Origin of the sequence: Thioalkalivibrio sp. ALE23, assembly GCF_000378545.1 — a bacterium.
Lineage (GTDB): Bacteria > Pseudomonadota > Gammaproteobacteria > Ectothiorhodospirales > Ectothiorhodospiraceae > Thioalkalivibrio.
This window is the reverse complement of the sequence record NZ_KB900033.1, coordinates 391,306-409,604: the sequence shown is the minus strand read 5'-3', so window position 1 is coordinate 409,604 and position 18,299 is coordinate 391,306. Positions and strand designations below refer to the sequence as shown.

General features: G+C 67.4%; 18 protein-coding genes and 1 tRNA gene. 17 read left to right on the top strand and 2 right to left on the bottom strand.

Annotation, left to right across the window (positions count from 1 at the left end; translation table 11 throughout):
• The first annotated feature begins 35 nt into the window (after positions 1 to 35).
• From leuB to iscR, 15 genes are all read left to right on the top strand, one after another.
• Entirely contained in the window at positions 36 to 1,112 is a 1,077-nt protein-coding gene (gene leuB / locus F573_RS0108605) for a 3-isopropylmalate dehydrogenase (protein WP_196801795.1), read from the top strand.
• Between the two features lie 30 nt (positions 1,113 to 1,142).
• Positions 1,143 to 2,168 carry an aspartate-semialdehyde dehydrogenase gene (locus F573_RS0108600; RefSeq protein ID WP_018870826.1) on the top strand — a complete coding sequence of 342 codons (1,026 nt, stop codon included), beginning with the start codon at positions 1,143 to 1,145 and terminating at the stop codon, positions 2,166 to 2,168.
• Positions 2,169 to 2,323: 155 nt separating this feature from the next.
• Positions 2,324 to 4,807 (top strand): FimV/HubP family polar landmark protein, encoded by a 2,484-nt coding sequence (locus F573_RS0108595; RefSeq protein ID WP_026300864.1) that lies wholly within the window; start codon positions 2,324 to 2,326, stop codon positions 4,805 to 4,807.
• An 89-nt stretch (positions 4,808 to 4,896) separates the two neighbouring features.
• The gene (locus F573_RS0108590; RefSeq protein WP_019022232.1) at positions 4,897 to 5,571 is read left to right on the top strand and encodes a hypothetical protein; all 675 of its coding nucleotides are present in this window, start codon (positions 4,897 to 4,899) and stop codon (positions 5,569 to 5,571) included.
• Between the two features lie 37 nt (positions 5,572 to 5,608).
• The gene (gene truA / locus F573_RS0108585; protein ID WP_026300863.1) at positions 5,609 to 6,436 is read left to right on the top strand and encodes a tRNA pseudouridine(38-40) synthase TruA; all 828 of its coding nucleotides are present in this window, start codon (positions 5,609 to 5,611) and stop codon (positions 6,434 to 6,436) included.
• Positions 6,437 to 6,493: 57 nt separating this feature from the next.
• Complete coding sequence (locus F573_RS0108580) at positions 6,494 to 7,129, top strand: phosphoribosylanthranilate isomerase (RefSeq protein WP_019022230.1); 636 nt, start codon at positions 6,494 to 6,496, stop codon at positions 7,127 to 7,129.
• Positions 7,122 to 8,333: a tryptophan synthase subunit beta gene (trpB, locus tag F573_RS0108575; RefSeq protein ID WP_018870831.1), complete on the top strand. Its 1,212-nt coding sequence runs from the start codon at positions 7,122 to 7,124 to the stop codon at positions 8,331 to 8,333. Before F573_RS0108580 ends, trpB begins: the two co-directional genes overlap by 8 nt.
• Positions 8,330 to 9,163: a tryptophan synthase subunit alpha gene (gene trpA, locus F573_RS0108570; protein WP_018870832.1), complete on the top strand. Its 834-nt coding sequence runs from the start codon at positions 8,330 to 8,332 to the stop codon at positions 9,161 to 9,163. The genes trpB and trpA overlap by 4 nt, the downstream gene beginning before the upstream one ends.
• A 32-nt stretch (positions 9,164 to 9,195) precedes the next feature.
• Complete coding sequence (accD, locus tag F573_RS0108565; RefSeq protein ID WP_018945734.1) at positions 9,196 to 10,161, top strand: acetyl-CoA carboxylase, carboxyltransferase subunit beta; 966 nt, start codon at positions 9,196 to 9,198, stop codon at positions 10,159 to 10,161.
• A gap of 4 nt (positions 10,162 to 10,165) precedes the next feature.
• On the top strand, positions 10,166 to 11,524 hold the full coding sequence (locus F573_RS0108560) for a folylpolyglutamate synthase/dihydrofolate synthase family protein (RefSeq protein WP_019022229.1): 1,359 nt from the start codon (positions 10,166 to 10,168) through the stop codon (positions 11,522 to 11,524).
• On the top strand, positions 11,500 to 12,123 hold the full coding sequence (locus tag F573_RS0108555) for an SPOR domain-containing protein (protein WP_019022228.1): 624 nt from the start codon (positions 11,500 to 11,502) through the stop codon (positions 12,121 to 12,123). Before F573_RS0108560 ends, F573_RS0108555 begins: the two co-directional genes overlap by 25 nt.
• A gap of 54 nt (positions 12,124 to 12,177) precedes the next feature.
• Positions 12,178 to 12,768: a CvpA family protein gene (locus tag F573_RS0108550; protein ID WP_019022227.1), complete on the top strand. Its 591-nt coding sequence runs from the start codon at positions 12,178 to 12,180 to the stop codon at positions 12,766 to 12,768.
• Positions 12,769 to 12,855: 87 nt separating this feature from the next.
• Positions 12,856 to 14,367, top strand: a complete 1,512-nt coding sequence (purF, locus tag F573_RS0108545; protein WP_019022226.1) for an amidophosphoribosyltransferase — start codon at positions 12,856 to 12,858, stop codon at positions 14,365 to 14,367.
• Between the two features lie 5 nt (positions 14,368 to 14,372).
• On the top strand, positions 14,373 to 14,948 hold the full coding sequence (locus F573_RS0108540) for a L,D-transpeptidase (protein WP_019022225.1): 576 nt from the start codon (positions 14,373 to 14,375) through the stop codon (positions 14,946 to 14,948).
• Between the two features lie 248 nt (positions 14,949 to 15,196).
• A complete protein-coding gene (iscR, locus tag F573_RS0108535; protein ID WP_018936055.1) occupies positions 15,197 to 15,676 on the top strand; it encodes a Fe-S cluster assembly transcriptional regulator IscR in 480 nt (159 codons plus the stop codon).
• Positions 15,677 to 15,787: 111 nt separating this feature from the next.
• Here the strand turns inward: iscR and F573_RS0108525 are convergent, their stop codons facing one another.
• Positions 15,788 to 16,603 carry a TIGR01458 family HAD-type hydrolase gene (locus F573_RS0108525; RefSeq protein WP_019022223.1) on the bottom strand — a complete coding sequence of 272 codons (816 nt, stop codon included), beginning with the start codon at positions 16,601 to 16,603 and terminating at the stop codon, positions 15,788 to 15,790.
• 30 nt (positions 16,604 to 16,633) lie between these two features.
• Positions 16,634 to 17,245 (bottom strand): methyltransferase domain-containing protein, encoded by a 612-nt coding sequence (locus F573_RS0108520; protein ID WP_019022222.1) that lies wholly within the window; start codon positions 17,243 to 17,245, stop codon positions 16,634 to 16,636.
• Between the two features lie 110 nt (positions 17,246 to 17,355).
• Between F573_RS0108520 and F573_RS0108515 the strand changes: the two genes are divergently transcribed.
• Both F573_RS0108515 and F573_RS0108510 read left to right on the top strand, forming a co-directional pair.
• A complete protein-coding gene (locus F573_RS0108515; protein WP_019022221.1) occupies positions 17,356 to 18,069 on the top strand; it encodes an MBL fold metallo-hydrolase in 714 nt (237 codons plus the stop codon).
• Positions 18,070 to 18,133: 64 nt separating this feature from the next.
• Positions 18,134 to 18,210: transfer RNA gene (locus F573_RS0108510), tRNA-Arg, on the top strand.
• Positions 18,211 to 18,299: the final 89 nt, after the last annotated feature.

Below are 18,299 nucleotides of genomic sequence, written 5' to 3'. Positions count from 1 at the left end.
AAAAATTTGATGGATCTGATGGTTAGGAGAGGTTTGTGAGCCGAATTCTGGTATTGCCCGGTGACGGGATCGGGCCCGAGATCGTGGCCGAGGCGCTGAAAGTGCTGGAACGCGTCGCCGAGATCGGCGGCCTCGAACTGGAGATCGAACAGGGTCTGATCGGGGGCGCCGCGCATGATGCGGCGGGCCACCCCTATCCCGAGGCGACGCGCGAGCAGGCGCGCCGCGCCGATGCGATCCTGCTGGGCGCGGTCGGCGGCCCGCAGTACGAATCCCTGGAACGCGATCTGCGTCCCGAGCGCGGCCTGCTGGGGATCCGTTCCGATCTGGAGCTGTTCGCCAATCTGCGCCCGGCGATCCTCTACCCGCAGCTGGCCGCGGCCTCCACCCTCAAGTCCGAGGTGGTGAGCGGGCTGGATCTGCTGATCGTGCGCGAACTGACCGGCGGGATCTATTTCAGCCAGCCGCGCGGCATCGAGCAGCGCGACGGCGAGCGCTACGGCTTCAATACCGCCGGTTATCGTGAATCCGAGATCGAGCGCATCGCGCGGGTCGGATTCGAAGCCGCGATGAAGCGCAACAAGCGCCTGTGCTCGGTGGACAAGGCCAACGTGCTGGAGGTGTCCGAACTCTGGCGCGAGGTGGTCGAGCGCGTCGGGCAGGAGTTCACCGAGGTCGAGCTGTCGCACATGTACGTGGACAACGCGGCCATGCAGCTGGTCCGCGATCCGAAGCAGTTCGACGTGATCGTGACCAGCAACATGTTCGGTGACATCCTGTCGGATGCCGCGGCGATGTTGACCGGGTCCATCGGCATGTTGCCCTCGGCCTCGCTGAACAGCGAGGGCGTCGGCCTGTACGAACCGATCCATGGCTCCGCGCCGGACATTGCCGGGCAGGGCAAGGCCAATCCGATGGCGACGGTGCTGTCGATTGCCATGATGCTGCGGCACAGCCTGAACCGCAACGATCTTGCGGAACGCCTGGAAGCCGCGGTGGGCCGGGTGCTCGATCAGGGCCTGCGCACCCCGGACATCCATGGCGACGGCATGCAGCTGGTGTCGACCCAGGGCATGGGCGATGCGCTGGTGGCTGCGCTGGATGACGCCTGACACCCCTTCTCAACGTTACAGGACCCCGACATGAGTGATCGCAAGTTCAACGTGGCCGTCGTCGGCGCCACCGGTGCCGTCGGCGAGACCCTGCTCTCCATCCTGGCCGAGCGCGACCTGCCGCTGGACCGGGTGCATGCCCTGGCCAGTGAACGCTCGGCCGGCAGCACCGTCTCCTACGGGAACCGCGAGCTGATCGTGGAAGACCTCGCGCAGTTCGATTTTTCGCAGGTGGATATCGGGCTGTTCTCGCCGGGAGCGTCGGTGTCGAAGGAATACGCGCCGAAGGCGGCCGCGGCCGGATGCGTGGTGATCGACAACACCTCGCAGTTCCGTTATGACCCCGAGATCCCGCTGGTGATTCCGGAGGTGAATCCGGATGCGGTGGGCGACTACGAGCGCCACGGGATCATCGCCAATCCCAACTGCTCCACCATCCAGATGCTGGTCGCGCTCAAGCCGCTGCACGACGCCGTCGGCGTGGAACGCGTGAACGTGGCCACCTATCAGGCGGTTTCCGGTACCGGCAAGGACGCGATCGAGGAGCTGGCGCACCAGACTGCGGCACTGCTGAACGGTCGCCCGGTGGAATGCAGCGTCTACCCCAAGCAGATCGCGTTCAACGCGCTGCCCCACATTGATGTCTTCCAGGACAACGGCTACACCAAGGAAGAGATGAAGATGGTCTGGGAGACCCGCAAGATCATGGGTGACGAGTCCATCCAGATGAATCCCACGGCGGTGCGCATCCCGGTGTTTTACGGGCATTCTGAAGCGCTGCACATCGAAACCCGCGAGAAGATCTCGGCCGAACGCGCGCGCGAATTGCTGGCGGCCGCACCGGGCATCGAGGTGCTGGATCGCCACGAGGACGGAGGGTACCCGACCGCCGTGACCGAAAGCAGTGGCACCGATGCGGTTTACGTCGGCCGTATCCGCGAGGACATTTCGCATCCCCGCGGGCTGGATATGTGGGTGGTCTCCGATAATGTGCGCAAGGGCGCAGCCTTGAACACGATCCAGATCGCCGAGGTTTTGATCCGCGATTACCTGTGATTAAATCCCACAATATGCCGGGGATCTGGTAGCCTCATTGTTCAAGGGGCCGGGCAACAGCCCGTGTCGGCAGAGACACGGGCGGCCCCGGACAGCAACCACGCACACACAGGGGGACGTTCGTGCGCAAGTTACTATTCGGGCTCATTATTCTTTTGCTGGTCGCGCCGGCCTCTTCCAGCTCCGTGGGGCTGGGCGATCCCCAGATCCGGTCCACATTGAACCAGGCGCTGGATGTCCGGGTGGCGCTGCGCGGAGGCGCGGCGACCGATGAATCGCTGCAGGTGCGTCAGGCCTCCGAAGAACGGTACCGCCGTGCAGGACTGGACCGGGGCCGCGTGCCGGGGGACCTGCGGGTTGAACTGCGTGGCGAAGGGCAGGATCGCGAAGTCGTCCTGCGCACCCGCGAGCCCGTGCGCGAGCCCTACATCGGGGTCCTTCTGGAAGCCCGCTGGGACGGGGGGCGCAGTTACCGTGAAATCAACCTGCTGCTGGATCCTCCGGGCACGCTTCCGGATGATCGTGCGGCGGCACGCACCACCGCGGCCGCGCCCGATGATGACCGCCGGGCCCCGCAGGACACCTATCGCGTACGCTCCGGTGACACGTTGTATGCGATCGTGCAGCGGGCAGGGCTGAGCGGGGTCAGCAACGAGCAGGCCATGCTCGCGTTCCTGCGGGAAAATCCCGATGCCTTTATCGATGGCAACGTCAATGCGCTGCGTGCCGACGCGGAACTGCGCACGCCGGACCGTGCGGCGCTGGAAGCCGTCGATGCCGCCGGGGCGCGTGAAGAGATCCAGCGTCAGACCGAAGCCTGGCAGGCGCGTACGCGTCCCGAACCGGAGCCCGAGCCCGAGGTCGCCGAAGACGAGGTGACCGAGGAGACGGATCCGGACGTGGCCGAGGAAGCCGTCGAGGAAGAGGCCAGGGACGAGCCCGAGGAAGATCCCGAAGAAGTCCGTGAAGAGGAAGCCGAACGCGAAGATGACGAAGCCGTGGCGGCCGAAGACGATGCGGACGCAGTGGATGATCGTCTCGAAATCGTCACCGACGTGCTGCCGGAAGGTGAGGAAGCGGCGCTGATCGCCGAATCGCCCGAAGTCGTTCAGGAGGCCCTGATCTCGCAGCGCGCCGAAATGGACGAAATGCAGGAAGAAATCGCACGCATGCGCGAATCCCTGCAGGATCGCGAACAGGTGGCCGAGATCGCCAGCGAGGAACTGGCCACGCTGGAAGCCCAGCTCGCGGAGCTGCAGGACGAGCGGGCGGAACTGCGGGCGCGCATGGAAGAGGCCGAGGCCGAACGTGACGCTCCGCTGCACCAGCGGATCATGAACGATCCGCTGCTCATGATGATGGCCATCGCTCTGGTGGTGCTGCTGGTGCTGGTTCTGCTGGCATTTGCCCGCGGCGGTCGTGGTGGCGGCCCGGGTGGCCCGGGTGGCGACCGCAATGCCCGGGTGGACAACTCCGGCGTCAAGGCGACCCCGGATCCGCGCAGCGGTTACGAGGCCCGCGAGGAGGCGTCCGAGCCGTCCGTTTCGGGCGCCGCGGTGGCGGGTGCCACGGGGGGGGCTGCCGGAGGCGCCGTTGCCGCCTCGACTGGCGACTCCGCTGCGGAACCGCAGGACGAGGTTCCGGCCACTCCGGCGCGCCCGGGCGGTGGGGACGACACGGGCATTAGCCAGGCGGAAGAATCGGTGGGCGAGCCGACCCCGGTTGGTGAAAGCGGGGCGTCGGAAACCGGGGGTATGAGCGCCGACGACGTGCTGGCCGAGGTGGATGTCTGCCTTGCCTACGGCATGAACGATCAGGCCGTCGATACCCTGTCCTCGGCCATCGACGACGAGCCCGATAATCTCCAGTACCGCCTGAAGCTGGTGGAAGCCTTCGCGGCTCAGGAGCGCGACTCCGAGATGCGCCAGGCCGCCGCCAGCCTGCGTGAACGCCTGGGTCCGGAAGACGGCGAGATCCGCGAGAAACTCGCGGACCTGGAAGCCGGATCGGGCGACGGTTCTGCGGCCTCGGGTACGCCGTCCGCGGATACCGCAGCCAGCGATTCGGCCGACGAACCCGGGGAGTTTGACCTGTCGGGTTTTGCCGAGGAACAGGAGGGCTCGGGTGCGGGCGAGCCGGCGGCGCCGGAAAAGGCGGCCGGTGAGCTCGATTCCGGTATGGATTTCGAGGCCGATACCGGGCTCGACGAAGAGCTGGCCGCTGCCAGTCAGGGTTCGGAAGCCGGGGATGCGGCGGGGGATCTCGACGACCTCGACAATCTGTCCTTTGATATCGAGGAATCGGATCTGCCCTCTGCCGATGACAGTCAGCCTGCCGGCGGCGATGCCGGCAGCGATGTCCCGTCCATGGATCTGGACGAACTGCTGGGCGACGAAGCCGGCGGCGACGAGCCACCGGTTGCGTCCGCCGAAGCAGACGAACCGGCGGCGCTGGATTCCGCAGCTCCGGCGGCCGAAGGCGAAGATGATAACGAGACCCGGCTGAACCTGGCCCAGGCCTATGCGGACATGGGTGATCAGGAAGGCGCGCAGGACCTGATCGACGAGATCATGGCCTCGGGGTCGGATGAAGAGAAAGAGCGGGCCCGGGCGATCCAGGACCAACTGAAAGACGCCTGACGGGGTGGCCGGTCGGCGGGTTCGCCCGCGGTCCGGACCGTACCGGCGAGAGGGGCCTGCGGGCCCCTTTTCGCGTTGGGGAGGTGGTCATGCAACCGGCGATCGGGGCCCTGGGGGCCGTTCTGCTCTTGTCGGGGGGCGTGCTGACGGCATCCCCGGTGGCTGTCTCCGTGACGGTGCCGGCTCTGCTGCTGGCCCCGGGGCTGCGGGCGTTCCCGTGGGAGCGTGCGCTGCGCATGTGGTGGCGCATGAAGTGGTTCTACCTGTCGCTGGCCCTGTTCTTCGGGCTGTGGCCCGTGGATGGAGGCACCGCGGCGGGGCTGCGGGAGGCAGCTACGCGGATCGTGGCGCTGATGCTGGTGGTGCTGGCCGTGGTCTGGCTGACGGATCGGTACGCGCGCACGGAACTGGTGCCGGCCCTGGGCAGCGTGCTGGGCGGTCGGCGGGGTTCAGCGCTGGGGGCCGGACACTCTTTCGCGCGCCGGCTGTTCCTGGCGCTGGAGGCGTTCGAACGCGACCGGGCCGGAATCGAAGCTCGGCGGGGCCGGCTGTCGGGGGACCGCAGGGCGAGGGTGGATACGGTGCGTGAATGGCTGGTGCAGCGGCTGGACGCGGCCCTGGATCCGGCCGAACGGGAACAGTCCGTTCCGGGCTCCCCGATGCCGGTGCGCGAGGATCGCTGGCGCGGAGTGGAGACCGGCTGGATGGCGCTGGTGGGAATGGTCGCACTGGGGTTGCAGTGGGGCGGTTGGGTGACGGGATGAACCGGCACCGAGGAAAGACGGGGAGTACGGGCAGCGGATGGGCGAGACAAGGGAACCGGAGGCGGGCTTGCAGCGCTGGGCGGCCGGGGTCGAATACGACGGTACGCCGTGGCTGGGCTGGCAGCGGCAGAAGGACGGGCCCAGCGTGCAGGAGAAGCTGGAGAAGGCGCTGAGCTTCGTCGCGAATCACCCGCTGGAGCTGACCTGCGCCGGAAGAACCGATGCGGGGGTGCATGCCACGGCTCAGGTGGTGCATTTCGACACCGCGAGCCGGCGTGAGGCCCATGCCTGGATCCTGGGGGGCAACACCAACCTGCCGGATTCGATTGCGATTCGCTGGGCGCAGCCAGTCGCACCGGCGTTCCATGCCCGTTTCGCGGCGCGTTCCCGCCGGTATCGCTACGTGATCGCGAACCGACCCGTGCGGCCGGGTCTGGAGGCGGGCCGCGTGGCCTGGTGGCGGCGGCCGCTGGATGTCGCGCGGATGCAGGAGGCGGCGCGGCATTTTGTCGGCGAGCAGGATTTCACCAGTCTGCGCGCGGCGGCCTGTCAGGCGAAGTCGCCGGTGCGTCGCGTGCACGAAGTGACGGTCCGGCGGCGCGGTGAGTACGTGCTGGTGGACGTGCATGCCAATGCGTTTCTGCATCATATGGTGCGCAACATCGCGGGCGTACTGCTGGCGGTGGGCGACGGCCGCGCGGAGCTGGAGTGGCCCCGTGAGGTGCTGGCGGCGCGGGATCGACGCCAGTCGGGGATCACGGCGCCGGCCGGGGGGCTGTACTTCGTGCAGGTGGAATACCCGCCGGAGTTTGCGCTGCCGGATCAGGAGGCACCGGTTCTGGGACCGGTGCCGGCCAGTGTGTAAGGGTGATCCCGGGCAGGGTATCCGCGGGAATCCGGCGCGTTCTGGTAGGCTTGGCCAATGCGTTATCGGATCAAGATCTGCGGGGTCACGACCCCGGAACAGGCGCGCGCGGCGGCCGAGGCCGGGGCCGATGCCGTGGGCCTGGTGTTTCACCCGGCCAGTCGGCGTTGCGTGGGCGCGGAGCAGGCCGCAGGGATTGCCGCGGCGCTGCCGCCGCTGGTGAGTGCCGTGGGTCTGTTCGTGGATCCGGATCCCCGGCGGGTGGAGGAGGTCCTGGACGTCGTGCCGCTGGACTGCCTGCAGTTTCACGGGAACGAGGAGGCGGCGGACTGTGCGCGGTTCGGCCGGCCGTATCTGAAGGCGGTCGCGATGGCCGGCGATGTGGATCCGCGCCGGGCGATGGACGCGCACCCGCAGGCACGCGGGTTCCTGCTTGACAGCCACGGTGGCGGGCGTACCGGCGGAACCGGTCACCGCTTCGACTGGTCGCGGATTCCGGCCGATCTGCCACGGCCGTGGCTGCTGGCCGGCGGTCTGGATCCCGAGTCGGTACAGACGGCATTGAACGTAACGCGGCCCTGGGGGGTCGACGTGAGTTCCGGGGTGGAGTCCGCACCCGGGATCAAGGAACCGGAACGCATGCGCGCCTTCGTGCGCGCGGTGCGACGCAACGAGGTGACACTGAATGAGTGAAGCGATCGACTGGGGGGCGTTCCCGGATGCCCGCGGGCATTTCGGCGTGTATGGCGGGCGGTTCGTGTCGGAGACCCTGATGGGGGCGCTGGACGAACTGCAGGGCGTGTACGAACGTTACATGAAGGACCCGGCATTTCTGGCCGAGCTGGATCGCGATCTGCGGCAGTTCGTGGGGCGGCCGAATCCGCTCTATCACGCGGAGCGGCTGTCGCGCGAGCTGGGCGGCGCGCAGATCTACCTCAAGCGCGAGGATCTCAACCATACCGGCGCGCACAAGGTGAACAACACCATCGGCCAGGCACTGCTGGCGCGGCATCTCGGCAAGAAGCGCATCATCGCCGAGACCGGGGCCGGGCAGCACGGCGTGGCCACCGCCACCGTCGCGGCTCGCCTGGGCCTGGAGTGCGTAATCTACATGGGCGAGGAAGATACCCGCCGCCAGGCCCCCAACGTCTATCGCATGCGCCTGCTGGGCGCGGAGGTGGTGCCGGTGACCTCCGGGACCCGCACCCTGAAGGATGCCCTCAACGAGGCGATGCGCGACTGGGTCACCAACGTCGACGACACCTTCTACATCATCGGCACGGTCGCCGGTCCGCACCCGTATCCGGCGATGGTCCGCGACTTCCAGGCGGTGATCGGACGCGAGGCTCGCGAGCAGCACGTGGAAGCGACCGGTCGCCTGCCCGACACTCTGGTGGCCTGCGTGGGTGGCGGTTCCAATGCCATCGGACTGTTCCATCCGTTTCTTGCGGATGAGTCCGTGGAGATGGTCGGCGTGGAAGCCGGCGGCGAGGGCGTGGATACCGGGCGCCATTCCGCGCCGCTGGGCGCCGGGCGCCCCGGCGTGCTGCACGGCAACCGCACCTACCTGATGGAAGACGACAACGGCCAGATCATCGGCACGCACTCCATCTCGGCCGGGCTGGACTACCCCGGCGTGGGGCCGGAGCATGCGTGGCTGAAGGACATCGGCCGGGCGAGCTACGTGTCGGTGACCGACGATCAGGCCCTGGCCGGCTTCCATCGACTGACCCGCACCGAGGGCATCATCCCGGCGCTGGAAACCAGCCATGCGATCGCGCACGTGCTCGATCTGGCGCCCACCATGCGCCCGGACCAGAGCATCATCGTCAACCTGTCCGGCCGTGGCGACAAGGATCTCGCCACCGTGGCCGACCGCGAGGGGATTACGCTGTGAGCCGCATCCAGCAACGCTTCGAACAATGCCGTGGGGCCGGGCGTGCGGCCCTGGTGCCCTATATCACCGCCGGCGACCCGGAACCGGGCGCCACGGTCGACCTGATGCATGCGCTGGTGGAGGCCGGCGCGGACCTGGTCGAACTCGGGGTCCCGTTTTCCGACCCGATGGCCGACGGGCCGGTGATCCAGCGCGCACACGAGCGGGCCCTGCAGCATGGCACCGGGCTGCGCGACGTGCTGGAGATGGTGCGTCAGTTCCGCGAACGCGACGCGGATACCCCGGTGGTGCTGATGGGCTATCTGAACCCGGTCGAGCGCATGGGTTTCGAGACCTTCGCCACCGAGGCCGCGGCGGCCGGGCTGGACGGTCTGCTGACGGTGGACCTGCCGCCGGAGGAATGCGACGAGGTGACCGGGCTGCTCGACCGGGCGGGGATCGATCCGATCTTCCTGGTGGCCCCGACAACCTCCAGCGAACGGATCGGTCACCTGGCGCGTGCGGCACGCGGGTTTGTGTACTACGTTTCGCTCAAGGGCGTGACCGGTTCGCAGAGTCTGGACCCCTCGGCACTGAATGAACGTCTCGACGCGATCCGCCAATACACCGATCTGCCCCTGGGCGTAGGCTTCGGGATCCGCGATGCGGAATCCGCGGCGGCCGTGGCGCGGGTGGCCGACGCGGTAGTGGTTGGCAGTGCGCTGGTCAGTCTGGCGGAGGCCCATCCGGGGGATTCGGCGGGCTTCATCCGGGCGGCGGCGGACAAACTCGGTGAGATGCGTCGCGCGATGGATGCGGCACGCTCCACGAGTGCCGCCGGCTCGGTGTAGAATGCGCGTTTTGCGTCCGTGACGGAGTCGGCATGAGCTGGTTCGAAAAGTTGATGCCCTCGCGCATCCGCACCGACAACGCGAACAAGCGCGGGGTCCCGGAAGGTCTGTGGGTGCGTTGCGAAGGCTGTGACGCCACGCTCTACCGCCCCGAGGTGGAGCGCAATCTGGATGTCTGCCCCAAGTGCGGGCATCACCGGCGCATGCACGCGCGGCGGCGTCTGGAGACCTTCCTCGACGAACAGGGACGCGAGGAGATTGCGGAAAACATCGAATCCTCGGATGTCCTCAAGTTCCGCGATTCCAAGAAATACAAGGACCGCCTCGCAGCCGCGCAGAAATCCACCGGTGAGCGCGACGCCCTGGTGGTGATGGAAGGGCAGCTGCTGGGCCGGCCACTGGTGGCCTCGGCCTTCGATTTTCGTTTCATGGGCGGCTCCATGGGCTCGGCGGTCGGCGAGCGCTTCGTGCGCGGTGCGGATCGGGCGCTGGAGAAACAGATCCCGCTGGTCTGCTTCAGCGCCTCGGGCGGAGCGCGCATGCAGGAGGCGCTGTTCTCGCTGCTGCAGATGGCCAAGACCAGCGCGGTACTGGCGCGCCTGCGCGAGGAGCGCATCCCGTTCGTCTCGGTGATGACCGATCCCACCATGGGCGGGGTTTCGGCCAGTCTGGCCATGCTGGGCGATGTCAACGCGGCGGAACCCCAGGCGCTGATCGGTTTTGCCGGCCCGCGGGTGATCGAGCAGACGGTGCGAGAGACCCTGCCGGAGGGCTTTCAGCGCTCGGAATTCCTGCTGGATCACGGTGCCATCGACATGATTGTCGACCGTCGCGAGATGCGCACCCGCATGGCGTCCATCCTGGGCATGATGATGCACGCGCCGGCCCCGGGTGAGGATCCCGAGCCCGGAAGCCGCGAAGCCCATTCCGGTTCCGTGGACGCGGCCGTGCCGGCCACCGCGGGAGCGGACGAAAGCCGCGGCCGGCCGGCCGACTGAGGCCGTGCGCTTCGAACGTCTCGACGACTGGCTGAGCTGGCAGGAGACCCTGCATCCGGTCGCCATGGATCTGACCCTGGAGCGGGCGACCCTGGTCGCCGATCGCCTGGGGCTGTGCCGGCATGCGCCGCGTACGGTGCTGGTGGCCGGGACCAACGGCAAGGGCAGTGTGGCCACGCGTACCGCGGCCCTGCTGCAGGCAATGGGTCTGCGCACCGGTCTGTTCACCTCCCCCCACCTGGTTCGCTACAACGAACGCATTCGCATCAACGGCGGCGAGGCCGAGGACGATGCACTGTGCCGGGCCTTTGACGCGGTGGATCGGGCGCGGGGCGAGGACTCGCTGACCTATTTCGAATTCGCCGCGCTTGCCGCCGGCTGGCTGTTTCGCGAGGCCGCGGTGGACGTGCAGGTGCTGGAAGTGGGCCTGGGCGGGCGGCTGGACGCGACCAATATCTGGGACGCCGACATTGCGGTCATTACCGCTGTGGATCTGGACCATCAGAAATGGCTGGGCGACACCCGCGATGCGATCGGGGCCGAAAAGGCGGGGATCCTGCGCGAGGCTCGCCCGCTGATGCTGGGCGACCCGGATCCGCCCGACAGCGTGCAGGCCAGGGCTCGCCTGCTCGACGTGCCGGTACGTCGGGTGGGCGAGGACTACGACCTGCAGCCTGCAGTGGGGCGCGCGGATGCGCTGCGGTGGTGCTTCGAAGGCGAGGAGACCCTGCTGGAACTCGCGCCGGAGGTGGTCGCGAGCGTGGATGGTGCGGCACGCGTGAACCTGGCCACGGCCATGGCCGTGGTGGCGGGTCTCGGGCTGGAATACCGCCTGGACGGCGCGGTGGTCGAGGCCGCGTTGCGCAGCCAGGCGCCGGGTCGGCTGCAGCGGGTTCTGCCGGGTGGGTCCGAGCCCGAATGGTTGCTCGACGTAGCCCATAACGGGCATGCGGTCGCGGAACTGGCTCGCTGGCTGCGGGCGCGACCGGTATCGGGTCCGGTGGTGGCCGCCGTGGCGGTGATGGCCGACAAGGAGCGTGCCGCGATGTGGGCGGCCCTGGACGAGGTGGTCGACCACTGGGTGCCGCTGTCCCTGGATCTTCCGCGCGCGCTGCCGGCGGCCGATATGGCCGCGGAGCTGGCTGCAGCCGGTGTCGGCCGGGTTGAAGCCCCTGCGGCGAGCGTGGCGCAGGGGCTGGATCGGGCGCGGGAGCTGGCCGGGGCGTCGGGCCGCGTGGTGGTGTTCGGGTCGTTCCACACCGTGGCTGCCGCCGCGACCGAAGGGCCCGCGTTCCTGGCCGAGGCGGCAGCCACGGCGACGCGCCCGGTGAAGCGGGTATGCACGGCCGAGGTGTCACCGTGAGCGACGAGCCGGTTGTTCGTTATCGCCTGGTCGGCGCGGTGATCCTGATCGCGCTCGCGGTGATTTTCCTGCCATGGTTGTTCGACGGGGCGGGCTACCAGTACATGACGGATGCGGAAGACCCGGTCCCCGAGGCACCGCAGTTCGCCGAGCCGGACGTGCCGTTGCCATCGGAACGTGACACGCGCATGCGCGATGAAGCACCGGAGGACGAGATGGAAACGCCCGGCATGGATACGTCGCGCGTTGCGGAGGCGCGGAGACTGCCATCGGACCTTGACGCGGAAGACGACATGGCCGGGGACGACGCGGCGCAGGGGCCGGAACCGCTGCGGCGCGAGGGGGAACCGACGCAGGAGGTTAGCAGTGGATGGGCGGTCCAGGTCGGCAGTTACCGTGACGGGGATAATGCGCGCGAACAGGAACGGGCCCTGCGGGATGCCGGCCTGGCGGCGTTTATCGAGGACGTGACGGTGGACGGCGAGACCGTCTACCGGGTGAAGGTCGGGCCTCGGGCCGATCGCGAAGCGGCGATCCGCCTGCGCGAGGACCTGGAAGAAGAACGGGGTTTGTCCGGGATCGTGGTGACCTTCCCCTGAAGGTCGCCACGCATCGATGTACGTGTTCCAGCAAGCCTGCGATAGACTGATACCGTGAACTGGATCGACCTTGTCATTGTTGCCCTGATCGCCGTATCAGGAGTCATCAGCCTGTTCCGCGGATTCGTGCGCGAGACCTTCTCGCTGGCGACGTGGATCGTGGGCATATGGGTGGGCATCCGCTTTGCCGCCGACGTGGCCGTGGTGCTGCCGGATGCGATCCCGGACGAGACCATCCGTCTGGCGATCGGCTTCGCCGTGCTGTTCATTGCCGTGCTGATCGTGGGCGGCCTGCTGGGCGTGCTGGCGGGCAAGCTGGTGAAGGGAACCGGGCTCACCGGGACCGACCGTGCCCTGGGCGTCATCTTTGGTGCTCTGCGCGGTGTGGTGCTGGTGGCCATGCTGGTGTTCCTCGCCTCGCTGACCCTGATGCCGGAGGAGGGCTGGTGGGAGCGCAGCATGCTCATCCCGCATTTCGAGCGCGTGGTCGACTGGATGCTGGGACTGCTCCCCGAAGACTGGCAGGAACAGCTGGAGGGTCTGCTGTCCGGCGGCGAGACGGACGCGGGCGCCGGCGGAGAGGCCTCGTTCCCGTTCGAGTCCGGGGCCGAACCGGACGCCGAACCGCCGGATGCGCCGCAATAGGACGTCATCCGTAATCATTACCCGTCGAAACGAATCACCGATCCGGCCCGGTCACGCAAGGGCCATCCCGAACCCCCTGGAGTCAGTATGTGCGGAGTTGTCGGAATCGTTGGCCGTTCCCCGGTCAATCAGCCCATTTATGATGCCCTGCTGGTGCTGCAGCACCGTGGCCAGGACGCCGCGGGCATCGTGACCTGCGACGATGACGGGCGGCTGCATCTGCGCAAGGACAACGGGCTGGTGCGCGATGTGTTCAACAATCACCACATGCAGACGCTGACCGGCAACATGGGGATCGGCCATGTGCGTTATCCCACCGCCGGTTCCTCGTCTTCGGCCGAGGCCCAGCCGTTCTACGTGAATTCGCCGTTCGGCATCACGCTGGGGCACAACGGCAACCTGACCAATGCCGGGGAACTCAAGCACGAGCTGTTCGCGACCGATCGGCGCCACATCAATACGGATTCCGACTCCGAAATCCTGCTCAACGTCTTCGCCCAGGAGCTGCTCCGGTTCATCGACAACGGCCTGACGCCGGACTCTGTCTTCGATGCGGTGGAACGGGTGCACCAGCGGGCGCGCGGGGCGTACGGCGTGGTGGCCATGATCGCCGGCCGCGGGATGCTGGCGTTCCGCGACCCGCAGGGGATCCGGCCGCTGGTCTACGGCTCGCGCGAGGCCGAAGACGGTGAGGGACGGGAGTGGATGGCGGCCTCCGAGAGCGCGGCGCTGGAGTCGCTGGGCTTCGAGCTGGAGCGTGACCTGGCCCCCGGCGAGGCGCTGTTCGTTACGCCCGAGGGGGAGGTGTACACGCGCGCCTGCGCGGAGAATACGCGGCTGACGCCCTGCATGTTCGAGCATGTGTATTTTGCCCGGCCCGATTCGGTGATCGACAACGTGTTCGTCCATCGCGCGCGCATGCGCATGGGCACCGCGCTGGGCGAGAAGATCCGCCGCGAGTGGCCGGATCACGATATCGACGTGATCGTGCCCATCCCCGACACGGGTCGCACCGTCGCGCTGGAGATGGCCCACGAGCTGGATATCAAGTACCGCGAGGGCTTCATCAAGAACCGCTACATCGGCCGAACTTTCATCATGCCGGGGCAGACCAAGCGGCAGAAGTCGGTACGGCAGAAGCTCAATGCCATCTCGCTGGAGTTCCGGGGCAAGAACGTGATGCTGGTGGACGATTCCATCGTGCGCGGGACCACGTCGCGCGAGATCGTCCTGATGGCGCGCGAGGCGGGGGCGAAGAAGGTGTATTTCGCCTCCGCCGCGCCGCCGGTGCGCTATCCCAATGTCTACGGGATCGACATGCCGGCTGCACACGAGCTGATCGCCCACGGGCGCGAGGAGGACGAGGTGTGCGAGGCGATCGCGGCCGACCGCCTGATTTATCAGGACCTGGAAGACCTGAAGGCGGCGGTGTGGCGCGGTAACCGCGCGATCGACGAATTCGACTGCTCGGTGTTCACCGGTGAATACGTGACCGAGTTGCCGGATGGCTATCTGGACCAGCTGGCCGCGGCCCGCGCCGACGGCGTGAAAAACACCCCGGTCGCGGGCGAAGTCCTCGACCTGGCCAACAAGAAGTAGGCGACGTGACCTTGCCCTCGCTCGAATGGATCGAACCGGTGGTGGCCGACGCCCGTGAACGGGCGCGGGCCTCCGCCGATTTGCCGGTGGTCGTGGTCCGCGTCGACCAGCAGCGCCTCTACGTGTGGGAGGACGGCCGGGTGACCGACATCTTCGAGGTGTCCACCGCCGAGAACGGCGTGGGTAACGAGGACGGGAGCCTCAAGACCCCGCCGGGTCTCCATCGCATCGCCGAGCGCTTCGGCGAGGGGGCCCCGAAGGGCACCATCTTCCGCGCCCGGGGCAATACCGGGCAGACGGCCGAGATCCTCACCGGCCCCGATGAACGCAGTCCGCGTGACAACATCACCTCGCGGATCCTGTGGCTGGAAGGTCTGGAAGATGGCGTGAACCGTGGCGAGGGCATCGACTCGCTGCAGCGTTACATCTACATCCATGGTACCGACGAAGAGGGGCGTATCGGCCAGCCGGCCTCGCATGGTTGCGTGCGCATGCGCAATGACGAGGTCATCGAGCTGTTCCCCCGTCTCCCGGTCGGCACGCCCGTGCTGATACTGCCGGAGGCCCGGGCGGGGTCGTAGTCTGTCCGGGCCAATAGCCCCGATACCGCCACGGGAAAAAATCCCCGCGATTGTTGGAACTTTGCCCGTTCCCGAATATCCTAATGCGTACAACCGTTAGAAAAGCGTGAAATCTGTCAAAACGCTTGTTAGGATAGCGGAATTATTCCTGACCATGGTTGTCGGGAACTAGGAACGGAATCTGTTGCCATAAGGACTGGGAAAAGGAGCAAGGCGACATACCGACCACGATTTCGGAGGCGAAAGACATGAAACTCTCGACCAAGGGCCGCTATGCGGTGACAGCAATGATGGACCTGGCGATTCACGACCGGATCGGTCCGGTGACCCTCGCCGACATTTCCCAGTGCCAGGGGATCTCCCTGTCCTATCTGGAGCAGCTGTTTGCGAAGCTGCGCAAGGCGGGTCTGGTCGAAGGGGTCCGCGGTCCCGGCGGTGGTTACCGTCTGGCCAAGCGTGCTGACCAGATCAGCGTCGCCAACATCATCACCGCGGTGGATGAGTCGGTGGACGTGACCCGCTGCAAGGGCCACAAGGACTGCCAGGAGGGCGATCGCTGCCTGACCCACGAGCTGTGGGACGAGCTGAGCCAGCAGCTGTACGATTTCCTCGACGGCATCACCCTGGCGCAGTTCGCCAACCGTCCGGAAGTGCAGAAGGTGGCGCGGCAGCAGGACGAGCGTCGCGGCGCCCGGCACCACTTCATCTTCCGTAACGACGCCGCCTGATCACGATCAACGGTGCGGCCCGCTCTGGCGGGTCGTGCCGGGTTCGTGGTCCGGTACCCTATCCGCCCCGTCGGTCTTCTCCCCCCGGAAGTCCGTCGGGGCGGTCCTCATTCAGGGGCGTTCCCGCTCGGGATGGCAGGCGGGATCCAGCAGGCCGTCCACGACATCCGCCAGATCGCCCGCCAGTCCCGCGCCGGGGTGACCGCACAGGTTCTCGTCGCCGGGCTGGTACTTGCCCGTCTGCACCAGGCAGGCGGCCATGCCCGCCTCCAGTGCCCCGTCGACATCGGCGGTCACGTCATCCCCCACCATCAGGACCTCTTCCGGTTGCAGTCCCAGATCGGCCACGGCGGCGTGGAACAGGCGCGGGTCCGGCTTGCCGAAGTTTTCCGCGGTGACGTCGGCGGCGAATTCCAGCGCGCGCACGAACGGGCCCAGATCCAGCGACAGACCGTCCCCTTCGCGGAAATACCGGTTCAGTCCCATGACCCACAGGGGTGCCCCGTGCATCAGGACCCGGAACGCGCCGTTGAGATGGGCATAGTCGAAGGCCTCGCCCATGTCGCCCATGACCACGACGTCGGGATCTTCCGTCGGCAGGTCCGCGAACTCCGGTGCGAGATCCGGATTCAGCAGCAGGAGCGGCCGCCGCCCTTCGGCCTGCAGGCGGGCGTGAATGGCCGCGGGCGCGGTGGCCAGGTGCTCCGGCTGGATGCTGAAGCCCAGCGCGGCCATCTCCCGCACGATGCGGGATCGGGAATGCCGCGTGGTATTGGTGACGTAGCGCACCGGGTAGCCGGCGCTGTGCAGGCGCCGGAGGGCATCGGCCGCCCCGGGCAGTGCCTTGTCCCCGACATACAGGACACCGGAGAGATCCAGAAGCACCGCGCGGATGGCGTTGAGGCCGCTGGGGGGCTGCAGGAACATGGTCACCTCCCGGCCGCCGGGCGGCCCGTGTCAGCGCCGGATCAGCCGGCGCAGGATTTCATGCTTGCCGTTGAAGTGCTCCGTGGCCCCGGCGTCGTCGCGCCAGATCCAGTGCTCCTCGGGAAACAGTGCCTGCATGTCGGGCAGCGCGCAATGATAGGGCGGTCCGCCTTCTCGTTCGGTCTGCATGAAGCAGGCGAACAGCTCGCCACCCGGGCGCAGCCAGCGCCGCAGGCGATCGGCGTACGCCTCCCACTGCGCGGGAGGCAGGGCACACAGCGAGGTCTGCTCGTAGATGGCGTCCGCGGGCGCCTCCGGCATCCAGTCGAGCATGTCGGCCTGTACGGCTGCCGCGTGTGCCTGCAGGCCCCGGCGTTCCAGCACCGCCTGCAGATGTTCGACCGGGGTGGGCGCCACGTCCAGGCCGGTGACCCGGAAGCCGCGTTCGGCCAGCGCCGGCACCTCGTGGCCATAGCCGCAGCCCGGCACCAGCACATGGGCGCCGGGCGCGAGATCGGTGAGCGCCAGCCAGCGCTCCAGGGAAGGGCTGGGTTCGCCCCGGTCCCAGCGGGTCGAGCCCGCGTCATAACGGGCCTGCCAGTGCTGTTCGGGGGTTTCGGCTTCGGGCGCGGAACTTTGCATGACGTTTCGGGATTCCACAGGATACGGGTTTACTTCCTTATGGTAGCCGGCCCGCGTTCCGGGCCGGAATCGCGACAGCATTACCACGGACATCACCACGGAGACAGCCAATGCCCCAGTCCAGTGCGCTTCCCTATCGGATCCATCGCCAGGAACTCGGTCCCATGGAGAACTTCGTCTACCTGATCGAAGATGTCGGCAGCCGGCGCGCCGCCGTGGTCGACCCTGCCTGGGACCCCGACGCGATCCTGCGCCAGGCGCGGGAACAGGAGGTGGAGATCAGCGACATCCTGCTGACCCACAGCCATCACGACCACATCAACGGCATCGAGGCGATCCTCGAGTACAACCCCTCGGCGCGTCTGCACCTGCTCAAGCCCGAGGCGGAGTTCTGGGGCCGCGATCTGGAACAGCCGCAGCTGCACCACGGTGGCGATCGCTTCATGCTCGGCGACACCGAGATCCGCCTGCTGCACACCCCCGGCCACACCCCGGGCTCGACCTGTTTCCACATGCCGGCCGGCGACGACCTGATTACCGGGGATACCCTGTTCGTGTTCGGCTGCGGCCGTTGCGATCTGCACGGCGGCGACCCCGAGCAGATGTTCCACACCCTGAAGGGCCTGCGCGAGGGCCTGCCGGAGCACACCTGCATCCATCCCGGCCACAACTACGCGGAAAAGTCCGAATCCACTCTGGCCGAGGAAGAAGAGGGCAACCCCTTCATGCACTTCGAGGCGGTGGATGACTTCGTGCACTACCGCATGCACGAACACGACCGCGTTCGCAGCCAGCCGTATCACCCCGTGCCGCGCAAGCGCTGAAAGGATTCGGCCGGGGGGCTTGCATCACTCGGTCCGGATCCCCATAATTCGCGTTTCAGTCGACGCGCCCGTAGCTCAGCTGGATAGAGTACCTGGCTACGAACCAGGCGGTCGGAGGTTCGAATCCTCCCGGGCGCGCCATTATTTCGAGAAAGGGATCAGTGACTTACAGTCGCTGGTCCCTTTTTCATTTAGGGCTCTCCAGCCCTCTGTGCCCCGCTGGTGGCAAG